At 43.3% G+C, this 18,080-nt stretch carries 11 protein-coding genes; 2 read left to right on the plus strand and 9 right to left on the minus strand.

Translation table 11 applies throughout. From position 1 onward, the window contains the following. Positions 1-509 precede the first annotated feature (509 nt). From ACKTR2_RS07295 to ACKTR2_RS07335, 9 genes are all read right to left on the minus strand, one after another. Positions 510-2,588: an LTA synthase family protein gene (locus ACKTR2_RS07295; RefSeq protein WP_407884032.1), complete on the minus strand. Its 2,079-nt coding sequence runs from the start codon at positions 2,586-2,588 to the stop codon at positions 510-512. 149 nt (positions 2,589-2,737) lie between these two features. Further along, on the minus strand, positions 2,738-2,995 hold the full coding sequence (locus ACKTR2_RS07300) for a DUF1797 family protein (protein WP_407884034.1): 258 nt from the start codon (positions 2,993-2,995) through the stop codon (positions 2,738-2,740). Between the two features lie 19 nt (positions 2,996-3,014). Beyond that, positions 3,015-4,040 (minus strand): lysylphosphatidylglycerol synthase transmembrane domain-containing protein, encoded by a 1,026-nt coding sequence (locus tag ACKTR2_RS07305; protein WP_407884036.1) that lies wholly within the window; start codon positions 4,038-4,040, stop codon positions 3,015-3,017. 62 nt (positions 4,041-4,102) lie between these two features. Further along, positions 4,103-5,128, minus strand: coding sequence for a glycosyltransferase family 4 protein (locus ACKTR2_RS07310; RefSeq protein WP_407884038.1), 1,026 nt, complete (start codon positions 5,126-5,128; stop codon positions 4,103-4,105). 106 nt (positions 5,129-5,234) lie between these two features. Then, a complete protein-coding gene (locus ACKTR2_RS07315; RefSeq protein WP_407884040.1) occupies positions 5,235-6,416 on the minus strand; it encodes a glycosyltransferase family 4 protein in 1,182 nt (393 codons plus the stop codon). 360 nt (positions 6,417-6,776) lie between these two features. Next, the gene (gene ptsP, locus ACKTR2_RS07320; RefSeq protein WP_407884042.1) at positions 6,777-8,504 is read right to left on the minus strand and encodes a phosphoenolpyruvate--protein phosphotransferase; all 1,728 of its coding nucleotides are present in this window, start codon (positions 8,502-8,504) and stop codon (positions 6,777-6,779) included. Then, positions 8,504-8,770 carry a phosphocarrier protein HPr gene (locus ACKTR2_RS07325; RefSeq protein WP_017261119.1) on the minus strand — a complete coding sequence of 89 codons (267 nt, stop codon included), beginning with the start codon at positions 8,768-8,770 and terminating at the stop codon, positions 8,504-8,506. Before ACKTR2_RS07325 ends, ptsP begins: the two co-directional genes overlap by 1 nt. Positions 8,771-9,115: 345 nt before the next feature. After that, a complete protein-coding gene (locus ACKTR2_RS07330; protein ID WP_407884044.1) occupies positions 9,116-9,298 on the minus strand; it encodes a hypothetical protein in 183 nt (60 codons plus the stop codon). Further along, a complete protein-coding gene (locus ACKTR2_RS07335; protein ID WP_407884046.1) occupies positions 9,291-12,224 on the minus strand; it encodes a YfhO family protein in 2,934 nt (977 codons plus the stop codon). The genes ACKTR2_RS07330 and ACKTR2_RS07335 overlap by 8 nt, the downstream gene beginning before the upstream one ends. A gap of 284 nt (positions 12,225-12,508) precedes the next feature. Between ACKTR2_RS07335 and ACKTR2_RS07340 the strand changes: the two genes are divergently transcribed. Together ACKTR2_RS07340 and ACKTR2_RS07345 are read left to right on the plus strand one after the other, a co-directional pair. Beyond that, positions 12,509-15,538, plus strand: coding sequence for an LTA synthase family protein (locus ACKTR2_RS07340; RefSeq protein WP_407884048.1), 3,030 nt, complete (start codon positions 12,509-12,511; stop codon positions 15,536-15,538). Between the two features lie 254 nt (positions 15,539-15,792). Beyond that, the gene (locus tag ACKTR2_RS07345) at positions 15,793-18,060 is read left to right on the plus strand and encodes an ATP-dependent Clp protease ATP-binding subunit (protein ID WP_407884050.1); all 2,268 of its coding nucleotides are present in this window, start codon (positions 15,793-15,795) and stop codon (positions 18,058-18,060) included. Positions 18,061-18,080: the final 20 nt, after the last annotated feature.

Raw genomic sequence — 18,080 nt, forward strand, 5'->3', positions numbered from 1 at the left:
CTCAAATTAATGAGTTATTTGAAATAGCTCTTGTTTTTGTTACTTGGTTATAAAGTGAATTGACTTCACAATTTGTATTGCTTTGAACCGAAGTTCAAAGACCCTACACATTTGATTCGTCGAAACGTTGTTCAGTTTTCAAAGATCTACTTTGTTGCCACAAGACAACTTTCATAATATATCACTTGGCGATTATCTCGTCAAGCTTTTTTATTATCAAGAATCGTGTGAACCGCTGTCGCAGTAGCTCAAGCACTCCCTGACAACATATGTTATCTTAGCAAAACGCCCCACCCCGGTCAAGCACAATTCGCAAAATCATTTCACAGCTTGCGACAGTTAAATTGACGATTCCGGAAAAAAATACCACTCATTTAAAAATCGTTCGTTATTTTCAATACGGTTCCGATATTCTATGGGTATCTCCCTGACAAATCGTGTATCGTGCAACGCTAGTTAACTAAAACTCCGAACAAAAAAAGATCCTGCGTCTGCAGAATCTTTTTCATTCACTTCGATTTTGTTAACTCCGGAGCATCCGTTTGGTAGTCACTTAGTGTGGACTTGCCCCCATTTTTCGCCTGAACACTGGTTGGATCTTCCTTTTGCTCTTGTTTCAGCCGCTTCTTGGTGGCGCTCACTGAATAATCATAATCGGACTTATCTACTTTCTTAAAACCTACAGGTGTATAGAACCGCAACAAATCTCTGGTTACCACTTTATCCGATAAACCTAGAACCGTATTGACATGATTTTGATCGGCAGCCACCTGCTCCTTTTGGGTCGCAGTCAACTTCATCAGCTTACCGGTTGCTGTGTCATAAACTTGACTGCCTACTTTGGTGTACTGTGGCGTCACAAAATTGCCATCCCTAAAAGGCACAATTTGATTTCGCTGAGTAGATAGTAGATCCTGCCCTAACATAATATAATTACCGGTTGTCTTAATCCCTAACAGGTCCATCATCGTTGGTAACGCATCAATTTCGCCACCATACGTATGATTAACACCACCTTGAACTCCTGGAGCGTGGATCATGAAGGGAACTTTTTGGAACATCGCCAAATCATAGTTATTAACCGACTTTTTACCCAACAACTTAGCAATCGCCGGACGATGATTATTCGAAATACCGTAATGATCACCATAGACGACAATCATTGAATTATCGTATAACCCAGCCTTCTTAAGGTAATTGATAAATTCGCCAAAAGCTTGATCCAGATAATGAGCTGTCACAACATAACCATCCACAGTGTTATCACCGGTATCTGTCTTCGGAAAATCAGCATCTTTCTTACCCAATAGGTATGGATAGTGATTTGTAACAGTAATTACCTTTGCATAAAACGGTTGCGGTAGTTGCTGAATATAATTAACCGAGTCACGTAGGAAAATTTTATCTTTCAAACCGTAACCAACATTATTGCTTGGCTTGTTGGCGTTGGGGAAGAAGGATTTGCTGAAGAAGTCTTGATAGCCCCATGACTTATAGGTATTGCCACGGTTCCAGAAACTAGGAACATCTCCATGCATCGCCGCTGTCGTGTAGCCATGTTGTGCTAAAATTGCCGGCGCTGCTTGGAAGGTGTTTGACGTGCCATAGTTGATCATTGCTGAACCAGTTGGCAGCCCATACAGAGAGTTCTCCATCATCATTTCTGCATCGGACGTTTTTCCCTGTGCAACTTGATGGAAGAAATTGTCAAAAGACAGCGTATTTTGATCATGGTAAAACGCATTGATATTAGGCGTTACTTCCTGACCTTTCCACTTGTAGTCAATAAGGAATTGTTGGAAGCTCTCTAAATGGAAGACAAACACATTTTTACCCTGCTCCTTACCGAAGTATTGGAAATTTTCTCCGGCAGGATTTTCTTTAAGATACTGCTGGACAGCTTTTAAATCGGATTTAGATGCTCGTTCACGACTAGTGGCTTGTTGTTGTGTCTGATAAGCATTAAACGCTGCATACTCATTCAAACCCAAATACTTAACAATGTAGTTATTATCAAATGTTCGCGTCAACAAGCCTGACCGATCTCTAACCGATAGACCATAATCGACCATCATGAATGCTAAAGAAAAAACTGTCATAGTCACGGCAAAACGTTTCTTCAGCGGTCGTCGATCAACCTTAATCAATTTGGTCAATAGCAGAATGATCAAAATCACGATGTGCAAATAAACCAATAGATCGGTGGCGTGTAAAATACCCGCCAGTGATTTGCTCAAGTTATTGTCAACGGATCCTGAACCCTTCACAATGCTAATCGACAAGAAATCGGAGAATTCACGATAATATAGAATGTTGGCAAACAGCCAAGTCGTTTGGATTAAGTCAACGATAACCATCAGCCAATAGGCAAGCCGACCCCGGAAATACAGGGCAATGCCGAATAGCAACAAGGCTGTAGGCAATGGATTAATAAACATGATGAACTGCTGAATAGGTGTCTCAGCCCCAAGCGTAAATTTTGTGCGATACGCTAAGTAAGTTGTCAGCCAATATGTAACGGTAATCAAAATAAAAAAGCCTAAAGTTGTATTTAATTTGGCATACAACCGATTGAAGAATTTCACCATCTGTTTATCCTCCACGGCTTAGGTGTCAAAGTTGACGTCTAAGGCCGTTATATTTATTCATATAAACTCAATAAGTCAATATTATAAACAAGCCCCGCCCAATTTCAAATATTGGCGGGGTTCTTCATAAATTCTTATCTGTACAAAAATCAGAAAACGGCTTTAAATTCAGTTAATGCGTCATAAATGGCCACCGCCACCATATCCAAATTATCATAGGTAAATGGCGGCTTGGTTCGCGCATCCTGCAACATCCAAATACCAGTGTCGCGATTGTAGGTCACTTTACACACAACCACACCAAATTGTTCAAAATAGCGAGTCTGCATTGCTTGACGACGATCAAATTGCATCGCGCGAAGCCGGGTAATGATGTCTTCCAACACGCTGTTAGTTTCTTCACTCATTGTTTGTCCTCAACTCGACTTAGTCCTTTATATCTTCAGTTACTTTATCTGGCTTGATTGCCATAGCCCACATACCGGTAAACATCCCTAAGTAGTAAGTAATGACCCGCCAAAGGATCATCGCAAGCACTAATTTGGAACGGCTGGTAATGTAGCTGGCAAATAAAGCTTCAAAGCTAAACTCTGCACCACCAGCACCACCTGGGATGGGGAATAACGAAATTACCATCACAATCAACACATGCAGGGCGGTAACCATCAAAATATTGACATGCGAATACCCCAACGACAGCATGATGAAGTATGGAATCAAATAATATACGCTCAACTGAGCCAACGTCAACAATGCCACATGCACCATCAATCGCCATTGTGACTTAATTCGCACACTTTCATGATAAAATGAATCAATTTTTTGATCTAACGTCACTTGCCACGTCGCAAACCGGGTTGGTTTCACAAACCAACGTAAGGGGCGCATCAATAGATTCACCATCCGTTTAGTGAATGAGTGCCAAAACATAATCATTAGCAGTCCTAAAATAACTACTAAATGAATCATAAAACCAAACACAACGAACAAGGCTAAGTAATGAAGCTTTTCAGCTAAATATTGAAAACCAATAGCTAGCGCAATTAGAAAGTTAATAACGATCATCGCTTGATAAACGACAAATTTCATCAGTAGCACCGAACTCGCTCGACCACCATCAACCCCGGTTTGAATCATCGCAATCAGTTGCGCCGGCTGTCCTCCACTTGAGAAAGGCGTAATGCCATTAAAGAGCTGTTCGATAAGAGGAATCCGCAACGCATCCTTGAAGCTAAACCCTTTGATACGATCTTTGACAAATACTTGTACAATTCGCGACTCAATCAGTAGATAGCCGATCATACACACAACAGCTAAGATCAGCCACCAACCATTAATATGCACTAAGTCATGCATTAACTGCGCGAGGGCAACATTGCGCAAGGAATAAGCAAAAATGCCCAGACCAATGATCACCATGATCACCAGTACGATTTGATTTCGGCGGGACATAATTTATCCTTTCTAAATAAGCGACATTATCGTCCCAACCGGTCATTAAAACCTGACATTGATCAACCGTGTTGACCGGCTTGGGCAAGATAAAATTGACGCCAAATATGAGCCAAATGTTCTGGCGAGTACTGACTAGCCGCTAATAAGCCTTGACTATGCAAATAATGCAAACCAGCTTGATTGGTCCGCAGACCATTAATCTTATGCTGCATTTCTGCTTCGTTTGCCGCACTTTCGTAATAACCGTCGATAATGGCTCGATATAAGTCAAGGTCCCTCAGTAATACTGGTGTTCCACAGCTAAAGGCCTCTAGAACCGACATCGGGAACAGTTCATTGTACGAGGGTAGCAAGAACAAATCAGCCATATTGTAGTAGTCAATCAATTTGTCACGAGAAACAATCCCCGGAAAGCTCAGATTAGCCGGTGGTTGGTCCACATCTTGCTTCAATTCGGCATAGCCGTCGGTAATCCGACCGAATGAAAAGCCTCCCGCCCAGATAAACTGCAAATCTGGGTTGTCTTTAGCCAATTTGATGAAATCTCGAACCCCTTTGCGTTCTTGAATCTGTCCAATCCCAAGAATCGTAAATTTTTTTGAATCTACGTGATATTGCGCGCGGGTAGCCGCTTTTTCACTAGCTGTATATTCATGAAACTCAACCGGAGAAACAAAGTTTGGAATATAGGTAATTTTACCTCGGGGAATACCATATGCTTCTAACTTAGGAATAAACATTGGATTCACGACAACAAGATGATCCATTCGTTTATAAAAACGAATCAAATAATGATAAAAAATTAATTTAGCAATTGGCGGTAATTTCAAACTACCCTCTAGAGTTTCTGGTAAAAAGTGAACGTAACCAATCTTGACGCCTCGACCTGGCAAAAACGTGGATAGGTAGTAAGAAAAATTGACTGTATGATAATGCGATATATCGGCGCGTGACCACTGATTGAGGCGCACATTGAAATCATCACTCAAATGATCCTTTAACAATTGAGTGAGTTCTAGATAAGCACTGCCAACTCCTTGACCAGGAACCGAGGTGGCTGCAGAAAACATATTAATTCGAAGCATTGCACTCTCTCTTTCATTCAAGTAACAAGGTGTTGATATAAGAACGAAAAAACACGCCCCACCAATGACTGACTGGTCGTCAGCCCGGTACGCGTGTTTGAAACGATTAATCGCTCAATTTGGCTGATTTCTCGCTGTCCTCTTGATAAATTAACTGAGCATCTGCATAAAATTGGAGAATCCGTTTACCAAATGCATCGGCTGAAATCTCATAGAGCAGACGTTGTCGCACGGTCTGGTCACGCAGATCGATTGCCCCAGATAGATAGGCATCTACATCAGCTACCAATTCACTTTGCTGTTTAAATACTTTTCCAACTGTGGGCGAAGTTAACAATTCATCTGTGTACGGACTACTCATTACTACAATTGGCAATCCTGCTGCGATAGCCTCAATATAGGTGAGTCCTTGTGATTCAGAATCACTAGCGGATACAAACACATCAGCCATATGATAATACTCAGAGACCCGGTCATTACTAATTTCACCGGTGAAGGTAATGTGGTCATTTAGACCCATTTGGGCGACTTGAGTTTGTAAATCTTCACGCGCGGGGCCATCGCCGACAATCACAAGCTGGGCGGTCGGTTGTTGTGCCAAAACATCTGGCATCGCCATAATAATTTCGTGAATGTTCTTTTCAAAGGCAAGCCGCGATAGCGACAATAACACTGGTGTGTCTACCGCGAAATGTAACTCCTGTCGCAATTTAGAATCAACCGGTGTTTGCTCATACTGACTCAAGTTCACACCTGTCGGAATCACACGAATGGGGATTTTAACGCCATAACTTCGCAGCGTTGTTAGCACACGATCTGACGGTGCCACGACCCCTTCAACGCCGTGTAAGTATGCTCGCGACATTGATTTCACTTGCCGAGGGTGTAACAGCTTTCCGTTGGCAACGTAATGTAAATAATCCTCATACATCGTATGATACGTATGCAATACAGGAATTTTTAGTGTGTGAGCAATAAACTTCCCCATCAAGCCCATCGAGAACTCGGTTTGTGTATGGATCAAGTCAAGGTTTAAATCTCGCGCGATTTGTAAGGCCCGAAAGACACCGGCCACAGCAATGCGTCGATCGGTAAACGAAACAAATGGTACTGATGGAAAACGAAAAATATTCCGTTCGTAAACGTCTTTATCAACTTTAGGATCCGTTGACGTGAAGATATAAACTGAATGGCCATTTTGTTCCAATTGATCACGCAATGTTTTAATCGAAGTGGCCACACCACTTACCTGCGGAAAATATGTATCGGTAAAAATCCCAATATTCACGCTGGCGTCCCCCTTCTCGTCTAAATACACAAATTTACTGCGAAGTTCTTCAAAATTAACAAGCACCATTATACGGATTGACCGCTAAGATAGCAAATAAGTCAGTGAAACCATTAGATTCATTTTAACCCATTCACAATAAGGACGCCAATCAATGCCAACGCAATGAGAGAAATTTAAACTTTTACGCATGTCATTTCAGACCAATCAATACAATCCTAGCGGCCGATCTATCCATTATTTTCGGCTTTACTCAATAAGGCCAAAAAGACCGCTGTCATCAGCACAAGCTGATGTGACAGTGGTCTTTTTGGTTAAACAACAAAGCTAATTGCTTTGCCCAAATTTTTAAGCGCTAACTTAGTTCAAGCGTGACATGTAATCTTTCACTAAATCGGCAACTTCCTCATTTGTCTCAGCATCAAGGGCCTTTTCTACTAACTGAGCAGTTGAATCCGTATCAAGACGTTTCATTAGAGAACGCGTCTGTAACATGGAACTTGCACTCATGGAGAATTCATCTAAGCCCATCCCCATTAGCAATGGAACTGCGACTTGATCGCCAGCCATTTCACCACACATACCAGCCCATTTGCCTTCAGCATGTGCCGTGTCAATAACTCGCTTAATTAGCCGTAACAAGGACGGATTGTAAGGTTGATAAAGATAAGAAACGCGCTCATTACCCCGATCGGCTGCAAATGAATACTGAATCAAGTCGTTGGTGCCGATACTGAAGAAGTCAGCATATTTGGCTAACTTATCAGCGATCAAAACTGCAGCAGGAACTTCCATCATCATTCCGACATCAATATGATCCGCCACTTTAACGCCATCATTGATTAACTTTTGACGTTCTTCATCATAAATGGCCCGGGCACGCTTGAATTCGTCAACCGTACCGATCATTGGAAACATGATGGCGATATTGCCAAAAGCAGAAGCGCGAATTAAAGCTCGTAATTGTGGTCGGAATAAGTCCGGTTGCGCCAAGCTGATACGGATTGCCCGATAACCCAAGAACGGATTCATTTCCTCAGGTAATGGCAAGTAATCAAGATGCTTATCACCACCAATGTCCATCGTTCGCACAACAACTTGTTTGCCATGCATATCTTCGGCTGCTTTTTTATAGGCTTGAAATTGAGTTTCTTCGTCTGGCAGTTCAGAACTGTCCATATACAAGAACTCTGAACGGAACAAACCAACTGCTTCTCCGCCGTCGTCGTTAACAGCGGCAACATCATCGGGGGTACCGATATTCGCTGCAATCGTAAAGGTCTTGCCATCTTTAGAAACAGACGGTTCGTCCTTTAACTTATCCCACTCTGCTTTTTGCTTGGTGAAGTCATCGCCTTTTTTTGTGTAAGCGTCAACATCAGAAGCAGTTGGTGAAACGATGCCAACACCATCTAAGCCGTCAACGATAACTTGGTCACCTTGCTTGATCATGGTTGTCGCCGTTTCTGTCCCAACAACCGCCGGAATTTCCAACGTACGGCTCATGATCGCCGAGTGTGACGTCCGTCCACCCAGGTCAGTGATAAACCCTTTGACATACTTGCGATTCAGCTGAGCCGTGTCACTTGGTGTCAAATCATGAGCGACGATGATGACCTCTGAATCAATCAAAGCAGGATTCGGTAAGTTTTTGCCCAGCAAATGACTCATAACCCGCTTGGTCACATCCCGAACGTCAGCCGCTCGTTCTTGCATATAGGTATTATCGGTCATGCCTTCAAAAATTGTGATGAAGCTATCAGTAACCTCTTTCAAGGCCTCTTCCGCGTTCACTTTGTCACTATCAATCTTACCTTCAATTTGGCCGATCATTTCTGGATCTTCCAGAATCGTAATATGAGCCTCAAAGACTTCCGCCTCATCAGCACCAAGGTTCTTTTCAGCCACTGTTTTGATTTGCTGAAGTTCAGCAATTGCTGCGTCTAAGGCTTCATGCAACCGCTTCTTTTCGGCATCAGCGTCAGTAATGTTACGCTTTTCAAAAGTGAGGTCTGGATCAACCAACATATAAGCCGCCGCAATAGCAACCCCATTGCTGGCGGCGATCCCGCTAAGTTTCTGAGTCATTAGTCAGATAAGCCTTCTTTTGTCATAGTGTCCGTGATTGCACTAATGGCATCTTTTTCGTCAGCGCCATCAGCAGAAATTGTTACGTCGGCATCTTTACCAACACCTAAGGACATCACACCCATGATGGATTTTAAGTTAACGGACTTGCCATCGTAGGCCAAGTTGATCTCTGAAGAGAACTTCGATGCCGTTTGAACTAGTAAAGTTGCTGGACGTGCGTGTAAACCTGTGTCAGCAATAATGTGAAAGTCTTTAGATTCCATAATCTTATCTCCTTGTGAAACTCAAATTTGTAAGGGATTACTTTGCCGTGAAAACAGCGATTGGTCAATCACCTTCTGTATCATAGTAGCATATGTTTTTTGCAAATGACAACATTCCCAAACCAATTCGGCCTAGTAAAGTAAGCGTTCTCAAATTGGTCTGGTCCAATCAGTCGACGGACTGCTACGGCCACGTTGTTTTACCTGAATTTTGGCCTAATTTATTTAGGCCAAGCCGCGATAAAATTATTGTCCGAATTAAAGCAAATTGTAGTCGAAGAGCTAGCTGCTTATCCATATTGTTCAAAATAACCTAGTCGCCTTGCCATACAGCAAGCCCCCCGATCAATCTGTGACGTAGCGGTACGTAATGGTACCACCACGGCTTGCCTGCCCAACAATTCGCTGACGAAATTCATAACTCATTAAAGCTTGCTGAAAATCCATGAACTGATCAGGGGTAACCGTCAGTTCTTGACGGTCACCACTACGTAATCCTTCTAATAAGGCTGAGTAATCTTCAGTCATCTTTATTCACCTTTCCATGCTTTATTCTTGTGTTAATGATCATGGCTTCAACTAAACCACCAAGACAAATCAACAAACCAATTAGTAAACTAATGTGCCATCCCATCTGTAATCCGGGTGTCCGATACGTAAGTGTAATCTGTTGGCGACCAGGGTGTAATAACTTAAGCGCAACAAAGGCCCGATCAGATTTAATGACTTTCACCGATTTACCATTGACGGTCGCTGACCACCCGGCACTATAAGGAATTGAAGAAGCTAAAATCCCCTTTTTTGTCGTGGTGACAACGCCAGTGACCTGGTTGTGACCTAACCGCAATTGTCGCAATCCATTTTGCTGTAACTTTCGTACCTGCCGATCATAGGTTTTATTCATCGGCAGACCGACCAATTGTAACTTAAAGGAATATTGGCCGACCTGACCTAGCTGCATGGTTAAGCCATTGGGTACCTTACTGGTCCAGCCTAAATTTAAAATACCATTAGTGGTTCGTTCATATTCACTCAAATTAGTTTCTGGCATCTGACTAATAGAATTAGTAATATCGCCATTTGCCAGCGTAATGCGCCAAGCCTGATTTGGTGATCCGTTGCTAACATCACGTTTGAAGGCATCCCAAGCGCCGTGAGTTGCCGTCTGATTACTAGTCGACGAAAGCTGGCCATTAATACCGGGCGAATTGGTTTGATCAATCTGAATTCGGTCGCCTAAGGATGGTTCGCCATAATGAACATCGGTAATCATCGCGCGCAATTCCATCCCAGCGTAATCAGCTGCATGTGGAATATAAATGGTATACGTCGCGGTTTTATCCGTATTTGCGAGCCCACTAGTGGTAACTAGTTGTTGGTTTTGATCGTAAATCTGGTAAGGAATATCGACAACTTGTTGAGTCAGTTGGGCATCGGCTAATTTAGTCGTCTTTAATCCGGCAACATCGCTAACTGCCGTGACGTTAGCCAAATTAGCTTCCTTTTCATTAGCGTCCAATTGTTGATAGGTCTTCGTATCAATAACCCGCGGCTGAAAGTACATTAAAGGAAAATTATCCTGCGTTTGATAAACAGACACGTTACCGTTCACACCATAAAAAGATTGATTCAGGCTTGGCGTCTCGCCATAAGCAGGCAGATAGTTGACCGGTAAATTCGTGTCATCTGGTAGTGGTGAATTTGCATATAGGGTGTGAACACCTAAGAAATTCAAAATCCGTGTGCGATCATCAAATTGTTGAACTGGTAAGTTTAACTGTCGTTGATTGTTCAATAGATCGCGACTAAACTGCGTGACCGCCCCATTTTGAATGGAGTAAAACGAGCTGGTATTGGCTTGATTATTCAAAAAATTATTAGCCGTCATCCCACCAGCAGTCGTCTTGAAATTGCTCACATTGCTGACCCGACTAAAAGTTGGTTGATTCTGTTGTTCCGCCGTAGAAAGCTTAGTTTCTAGTAACGTCGGTTGATTCGTGAGTGCTGCTGGTGCGCTCCCATATGGTGCCTTAACTAAAGCCGCTGCTTGCCCTTGTGGCAAAAATTGATGAATGTCATAGGCGGCGTTTTCAAAATTGAAGGCTACAAAAATATTTAGCATCACCAAACTACCAAGCACGCGGGGCCGCAAGAGCGCTGGTCGGATCGTCCCCATAACAAAAATGGCGGCATAAATGATCAAGAAAGCCATTTGCGGCAAAATTGTTGCAGCCTGGTCTTGCATAATCAGTGTCGCAACGACAATGCCACCCAAAACAAGCCCCGACCACTTAAAAATGGGTAACCAGTCCGTCATTGTCATCTGATCAACCGATTGTAAAAATTTGGCAGTCATCAGAGCGGCCGGTAAACTGACTAAAAAGAGCCACCGATTCGATGGTGAGGTTAACCCGTTTAAAATAGCGGCAAACCCTGGCCACAGGCTCAACAGCCCGGTAAGGACAAAGACACGACTCACCAGTTTAAATTTGCGGTATCGAATCAATGTCCAAATAACAACCAATAAGAGTACATTAACTGACAAAGTGTTGAGCCAAAATGGATCAACATTAACATTGCCTAGTAAAGCGGTCGGCAAACTTAGATAATACTGTAGCGAATACCAGTGCATGCCACTGGCAAAAGGAACATCGAAACGTGGCGAGCTTTGCAGTGCCTTGATTTCCGGTAACGTGATCCAGGCCGTCATCGCTAATCCTGAAAGACCGCTAATCACTAGCCGACCAAAGTTAAGCCAACATACACGACTGAATGGCGAGGGCAATTCGACCCATCGTAAGCTCAAATAAACAATACCGCCCACGGCTAACATGAAAGCCAGATAAAAATTGGCCACTACGGCAAAGTAGACGACTAAGCCAAATCCCCAAGCAGTTCGCCCTTGTAGGACTGCTTCAATGCTCGTTATCAATAATGGCAATAAAATCAACGCATTGATAAAAAAGGGTTGAAACAAACTCGCATAAATGGCAAATCCACTGCTCAGATAAACCATGGCGCCAAGCCAAATTGTCCAACGTTTTAAATCAAAGTGGCTGGCAAAGTAAGTAAAGCTTAACCCGGCAAAAAAAACGCGAACCAAACCAATCGCTTGAAAGCCTAACAACAAGTGAGCTTTATTAAACAACAAAATTAAATAGGCAAATGGATCGCCAATTATATAGTAGGAAAAAGTCTGAAACACGTCAGCACCCAAGCCAATATGCCAGGACCACTGAGTTGGCCCAGCACTTAAATGCTGGCACCAGTTGAGCAATATTTCTCGATAGCTGATCATAATCGGCACATGTTGATGAAGGACGTCATGCGTCGAGATGAGTGAGTAGCCGAATGCTAAATTAACCCCATACGTTAAACAACAAAACAGGATAAAGCAGCCAACATAACCTAGATATAACTTAGCTCGCGATTTTTTTGCAAAGGTAAAAACCATGTTAGACGAACTCCTTTGATGGTCGATCATGACTTAAAATAATTCAACCCAAAGTAACCTCATTCACGATCGGCTTTAGGCACGAATTAAATTATTTCACAAACCTGTGACTAAGACAATCGTCGTTAGTTCTCAACTTGGCTTAAGTCATCTCAAGATGGCCTGCCGATTGCTTCATCCGGCTTCCCACTGTTTCGATAATTAAGTCAGTTTTGCTACGCCTAAAAATAGTCTATACTGGTTAACTATATAAGTGTCCTTTGTTCACAAGTAGGGGGTCTATTTTGCAAGATTATCAATTCAAACGCCGGACAAACACCGCGACAATAAATGGGCTTCAGCCGGGGTTGACAATATTGCTAGCGACAATTTTAATTTTAGCCAACTGGGTCATCTTCGGTAATAATGGGCGATTTCTTGGCCCAGAGGTTAATCAGCTCACCTTTCACTGGTTAGCTGCCATGGGTTTGCGATCCGTGACATTGATTGGTTTACCACTCTTATTCATCAGCACTGGCTATTTTTTTAGTCACAATCGACCACGGCTAACCATCATGCAAATCTGGTTATTAACTTTGCTAAACGGGGTCTTATTACTCTTTGCTTATTTTAGATCAACCAACTCAGGGTCAGCCAATCTAATTTATGACGTTTGTTTGCCCATTTTACGTCACCTGTATCCCGGACTACTTGGTGTGATGATCGTTCTTGCGTCACAGACGTGGCTAGTTCGCCTATTTAAAATAGCTAAACGAACCTCCTTAATTGCGGCTTTTTGGCTAATTCTCATCTTACCCAGTTTGTTCAATCAAGATTTGTTCAGCTTTAGCAATATAAATAGTTTTGCAGCAGGCTTACTGCTAACTACAGTCGGTCTCTTTTTGCGCGAAGCCAAGTTACCTTCTCTCAAACAAAGCGCCCTAGTGTTAGTCATTTCACTAATCGGTGAAATTGCCTTAAATGTTGCTATGGGTAGTATCTCTTTACTTGTTCATCAGGATTTTTCAACTGCTCAGCGTTTTTTAACGGCAACAAATCCCTTGATCATTCTAGCGACACTTGCGACATTTACATTAGCAATCCGGCTATCATTTCAGTTTGCAACTCGCTTTAGTCGCTCCACCACGGTATCTCCTTTGTTCAGTCTGGCATTGGGATTGTTCAGCTATGAATTGACCACGCGTCCGGTGGTGACTGAGCGTTTCGAACAATTAATCTTTCAACAGTTACCAGCCTTTTCACACCACGATCTCATCTGGTCCGGGCTTTTGATCATCCTACTATTGCTGGCCATTGCCGTAATCAGCTGGTTAGAAGTTGGCATTTTAATGCTCGTTCAGCGATCCCATCAATTTCGTCAATTAATGATGCTCAGATTAAATGAACTTTTGGAAAACACGAAGCATCCTTATCAATTCGCTAAACGTCATTGGCAGCCCATCGTTGTCTTTGTTTCACTATATTTCTGTAGTTATTTCAGCATCGTCATCATGAACCCTAACTGGACAGTGACCACTTGGATCGTTCCGGATCAGGCACCAGCCTGGCCAGCCATCTTTTTTCTGCGCCAATCCCTAATTTGGCTTAACTTACTTTTTATTTACACGATCTACTCGATCATTCGAGCCCTATTTAACCAATACTGGACTGCATTAGTACTGACGATTGGCGCAATGGGTCTCGTGATCACGGCGACACTAATTAAAATCCAACTGCGGGCTGAACCAATTTTACCCTCAGAAGTACTAATGGTCAGCGGATATAAAGATATTCTGACCATGGTCGATCAGAAAATTATAATTTTCGCCGCGATCGCTCTGGTCGCACTTATTGTCCTTATTTGGTGGTTAACCCGCCACGTGCAGACCCAATCACTGTCCACTTCATCGCGGATCAGTCGACTAATAGTGGGGGTAATGATCCTAATAAGTCCCATTCAGTTCAATCATGTCTCTAGCATTCCTGGTCAATTTGTCAAAACCATGGGCGATGATCCATCGTTCTATTCACAAACCATCAGGGCACAGATCAACGGCCCAGTTATCCAATTTTTAAATAATATCGACGTTAAAATTATGGCTAAACCGGCTGACTATTCTAAGCAAACCATGACGCGCCTCGTCCACCGCTATCAACACCAAGCCCGTCAGATAAATCGCACGCGAACGACCGATATCAGCAAACAAACCGTTATTTTCAATTTGAGCGAAAGTTTTTCCGACCCTCGTCGGGTACCGCAGCTCAAAGTCAATCATAACCCGCTTCCGTTCATTTCCTCGATTAAACATGACACGACCGCTGGCTTGATGATGAGCTCAGGATATGGTGGTGGAACCGCCAATATGGAATATCAAACGCTAACGGGCCTGTCCATTACCAATTTTTCGCCAACACTACCAACGCCGTACACGCAACTCGTACCAAACGCAGCCTACACCCCAGCGTTTAATAATCTCTTCCCTTATTCCATGGGCATCCACCCTTACACGGGTAATTTATATGATCGCATCACCGTTTATAAAAAGTTTGGGTTTAACCAATTTGACTATTTAGGCAGTTCCTCGCCCATCACTAATCAACACCACGTGGGCACGAATCCCTATCTGTCCGATCAAACCGCTTATCAAAATACCCTTCGCCAATTGAAACACCATGTCAACGGTCAGTTCATTAATCTGGTGACGATGCAAAATCACATGCCCTTTGATAACTATTACGCGCACAATCAATTCAAAGTGACTGGTCAAGCTTTCGCCAGTGAAACAAGCCAACGATCGATTGAAAACTATGCCAAGGGGATCTCAATTAGCGATCAACAAGTCAAAAAGTTCATTAAACAGCTTGATCAAATCGATCGACCAATCACTTTAGTTTGGTATGGTGACCATTTGCCTGGCATTTATGATGGCTTATCGATGCGAAAGGATGGTCAAGCGCTGCACGAAACCGACTACTTTGTGTACTCGAATCGCTATGCTCGCGCTCACGGGGCTAAACAAAAAGTCAATCAACCGATAGTCGCTCCCTACTCGTTTCCGGCCTTAGTTTTAAAACAACTAAATGCTAAAGTTTCGCCCTATTACGCGTTGCAAACAGACCTTTTAGAACAGTTGCCCGCCATGTCAACAAGCTCTAAGGAAGGTTCTGTCAACAATTTCAACGCCGCCACTGAGTATACAGATTCAACTGGTCACCCCATCCACGCTCACCAGCTTTCTTCTAAAAAGCTGCAGTTGCTTCACGACTATCAGTTAGTTCAATACGATATCACGGCTGGTCATCATTACGTTAAGTCACAACACTTCATGAAATAAATAGTCAGTTAATCCGTCATGCCCAAGCTTTTCTGAGGCATGACGTTTTTGCTAATCGACACCCATTCATGAATTAGCACTCGCACAAATAAAGTGCTAAAAAAAGAGGCAATTGACTTGCACACATAAAGTTAGCGTGTATAATACTAGCTAAAGGTCAATGTTGGTCAAACAAAATTTGATTAACACCTTTCCCATCACGCCTGGCAATTAGCAGGTCGTTTGATGAATACTGATGAAGGAGTGATCACGACATGCTTTGTCAAAACTGCCAGAAGAATGAGGCAACAATCCATTTAGGCGTCAATATGAATGGACAACAAATCCAAGTAAATTTGTGTCAAGATTGCTATCAACTTCTCCAACAAGCAGGCAATAATTTAATGAATGGTAATAGAAACGGAGGCTCAAACATGGCTCAAGATCCATTTGGCTTTGGTAACCTAGACGATCTCTTTGCGGCAATGCAAAATGGGAACGTTAATGCAAATAACTTTCAACAAGCCCAGCAAGGCCCAGCAACTCAGGCTGGCCGCGGTGGCAATAATAATGGCGGTAACAACCGCAACAGCAAGCACCCGCTCCTCGATCAATATGGTCTAAACCTAACTGATCAAGCCAAAGCAGGAAAAATCGATCCCGTCATCGGTCGTGATGCCGAAATCGATCGCGTTATTGAGATTTTAAACCGTCGGACTAAAAACAATCCCGTTCTAATTGGGGAAGCCGGTGTTGGTAAGACGGCCGTCGTTGAAGGTTTGGCGCAGGCCATCGTCAACGGTAAGGTGCCAGAAAAACTACTTAACAAGCAAATTATCCGACTAGATGTTGTTTCACTTGTTCAAGGAACTGGGATTCGTGGTCAATTTGAACAGCGGATGCAGCAACTGATGGACGAAGTCTCAAAGAACGATGATATTATCCTCTTTATCGACGAAATCCATGAAGTCGTCGGTGCCGGAAATGCTGAAGGCGGTATGGATGCTGGTAACGTCTTGAAGCCAGCCTTAGCACGTGGTGAATTCCAATTGGTTGGGGCGACCACCCAAAAAGAATACCGTGACATTGAAAAAGATGCCGCATTGGCCCGTCGATTCCAGCCAATCGAAGTTGAAGAACCATCTGTTGAAGACACGATTTCCATTCTAAAAGGGATTCAGAAGCGTTACGAAGACTATCACCACGTTCACTACTCTGACGCTGCCATTGAAGCCGCTGCACGTTTATCAGCTCGCTACATTCAGGATCGTTTCTTACCGGATAAGGCGATCGATTTGGTCGACGAAGCCGGCTCTAAGAAGAACCTGACGTTGCGTAATGTCGACCCAACTTCTTATGAAGACAAGATTCATACAGCAGAAGCTCACAAACAATCAGCATTGGACAAAGAAGATTACGAAAAAGCCGCTTATTACCGCGACCAAGTCAATCAGCTCGAACGAGCTAAAAAGGATGCTGAAGAGAATCCGCAATCCGATGATGCTGCAACTATCACTGAAAAAGACATTGAGCGCATCATTGAAGAGAAAACGGATATTCCCGTTAGTGACCTACAAACGCAAGAAAAGAGCCAGCTAAAGGATCTTGACAAACGTCTGGAAGCACATGTTATCGGTCAAAATCAGGCCGTTGATAAAGTTGCTCGGGCGATTCGCCGTAACCGAATTGGGTTGAACCAAACTGGTCGGCCAATCGGTTCATTCCTCTTCGTCGGCCCGACTGGGGTTGGTAAGACTGAAACGGCCAAGCAGCTTGCTAAAGAACTATTTGGTTCTAAGGATGCCATGATTCGCTTTGATATGAGTGAATACATGGAACAGTACAGCGTTTCTAAACTAATTGGTTCGGCTCCTGGTTATGTGGGTTACGAAGAAGCCGGTCAGTTGACCGAACAGGTTCGCCGGCACCCTTACTCACTAATTCTCTTGGACGAAATCGAAAAAGCTCACCCAGATGTTATGCACATGTTCTTACAGATTTTGGACGACGGCCGTCTGACTGATTCACAGGGTCGCACAGTTTCCTTCAAGGATACGATCATCATCATGACCTCAAATGCGGGTTCTGGTGACTCTGGTGAAAATAGTGTCGGGTTTGGGGCAGCGCAAGACACTCATGCTAGTCTCATGGCGAAGTTAGGTAATTACTTCAAGCCAGAATTCTTGAACCGCTTCGATGATATCGTTGAGTTTAACTCCTTGAGTAAGGATAACCTTGGCCAAATCGTTGAACTGATGTTGACTGACGTTAACGATCAATTGGATACTCGTAACTTACACATTCGGGTCACCAAGCCAGTTGAAGCTAAGCTAGTTGACCTCGGCTACAACCCAACTATGGGGGCTCGCCCATTACGTCGTGTCATTCAAGAGCAATTAGAAGACCGCATTGCCGACTTCTTCTTGGACAATCCTGATACGCACAACTTAGTGGCTGTCATGGATGATGACCAGATCAAAGTTGAAGCTGATGACCAGGCTCAGCCAGCTTCAGTTGCTCAAAACGCAGAACAAACCAAATAATTTGATGCACCACTTGAAGT

It is taken from the genome of Furfurilactobacillus curtus (genome assembly GCF_045862785.1).
Taxonomy (GTDB): Bacteria; Bacillota; Bacilli; order Lactobacillales; family Lactobacillaceae; genus Furfurilactobacillus; species Furfurilactobacillus curtus.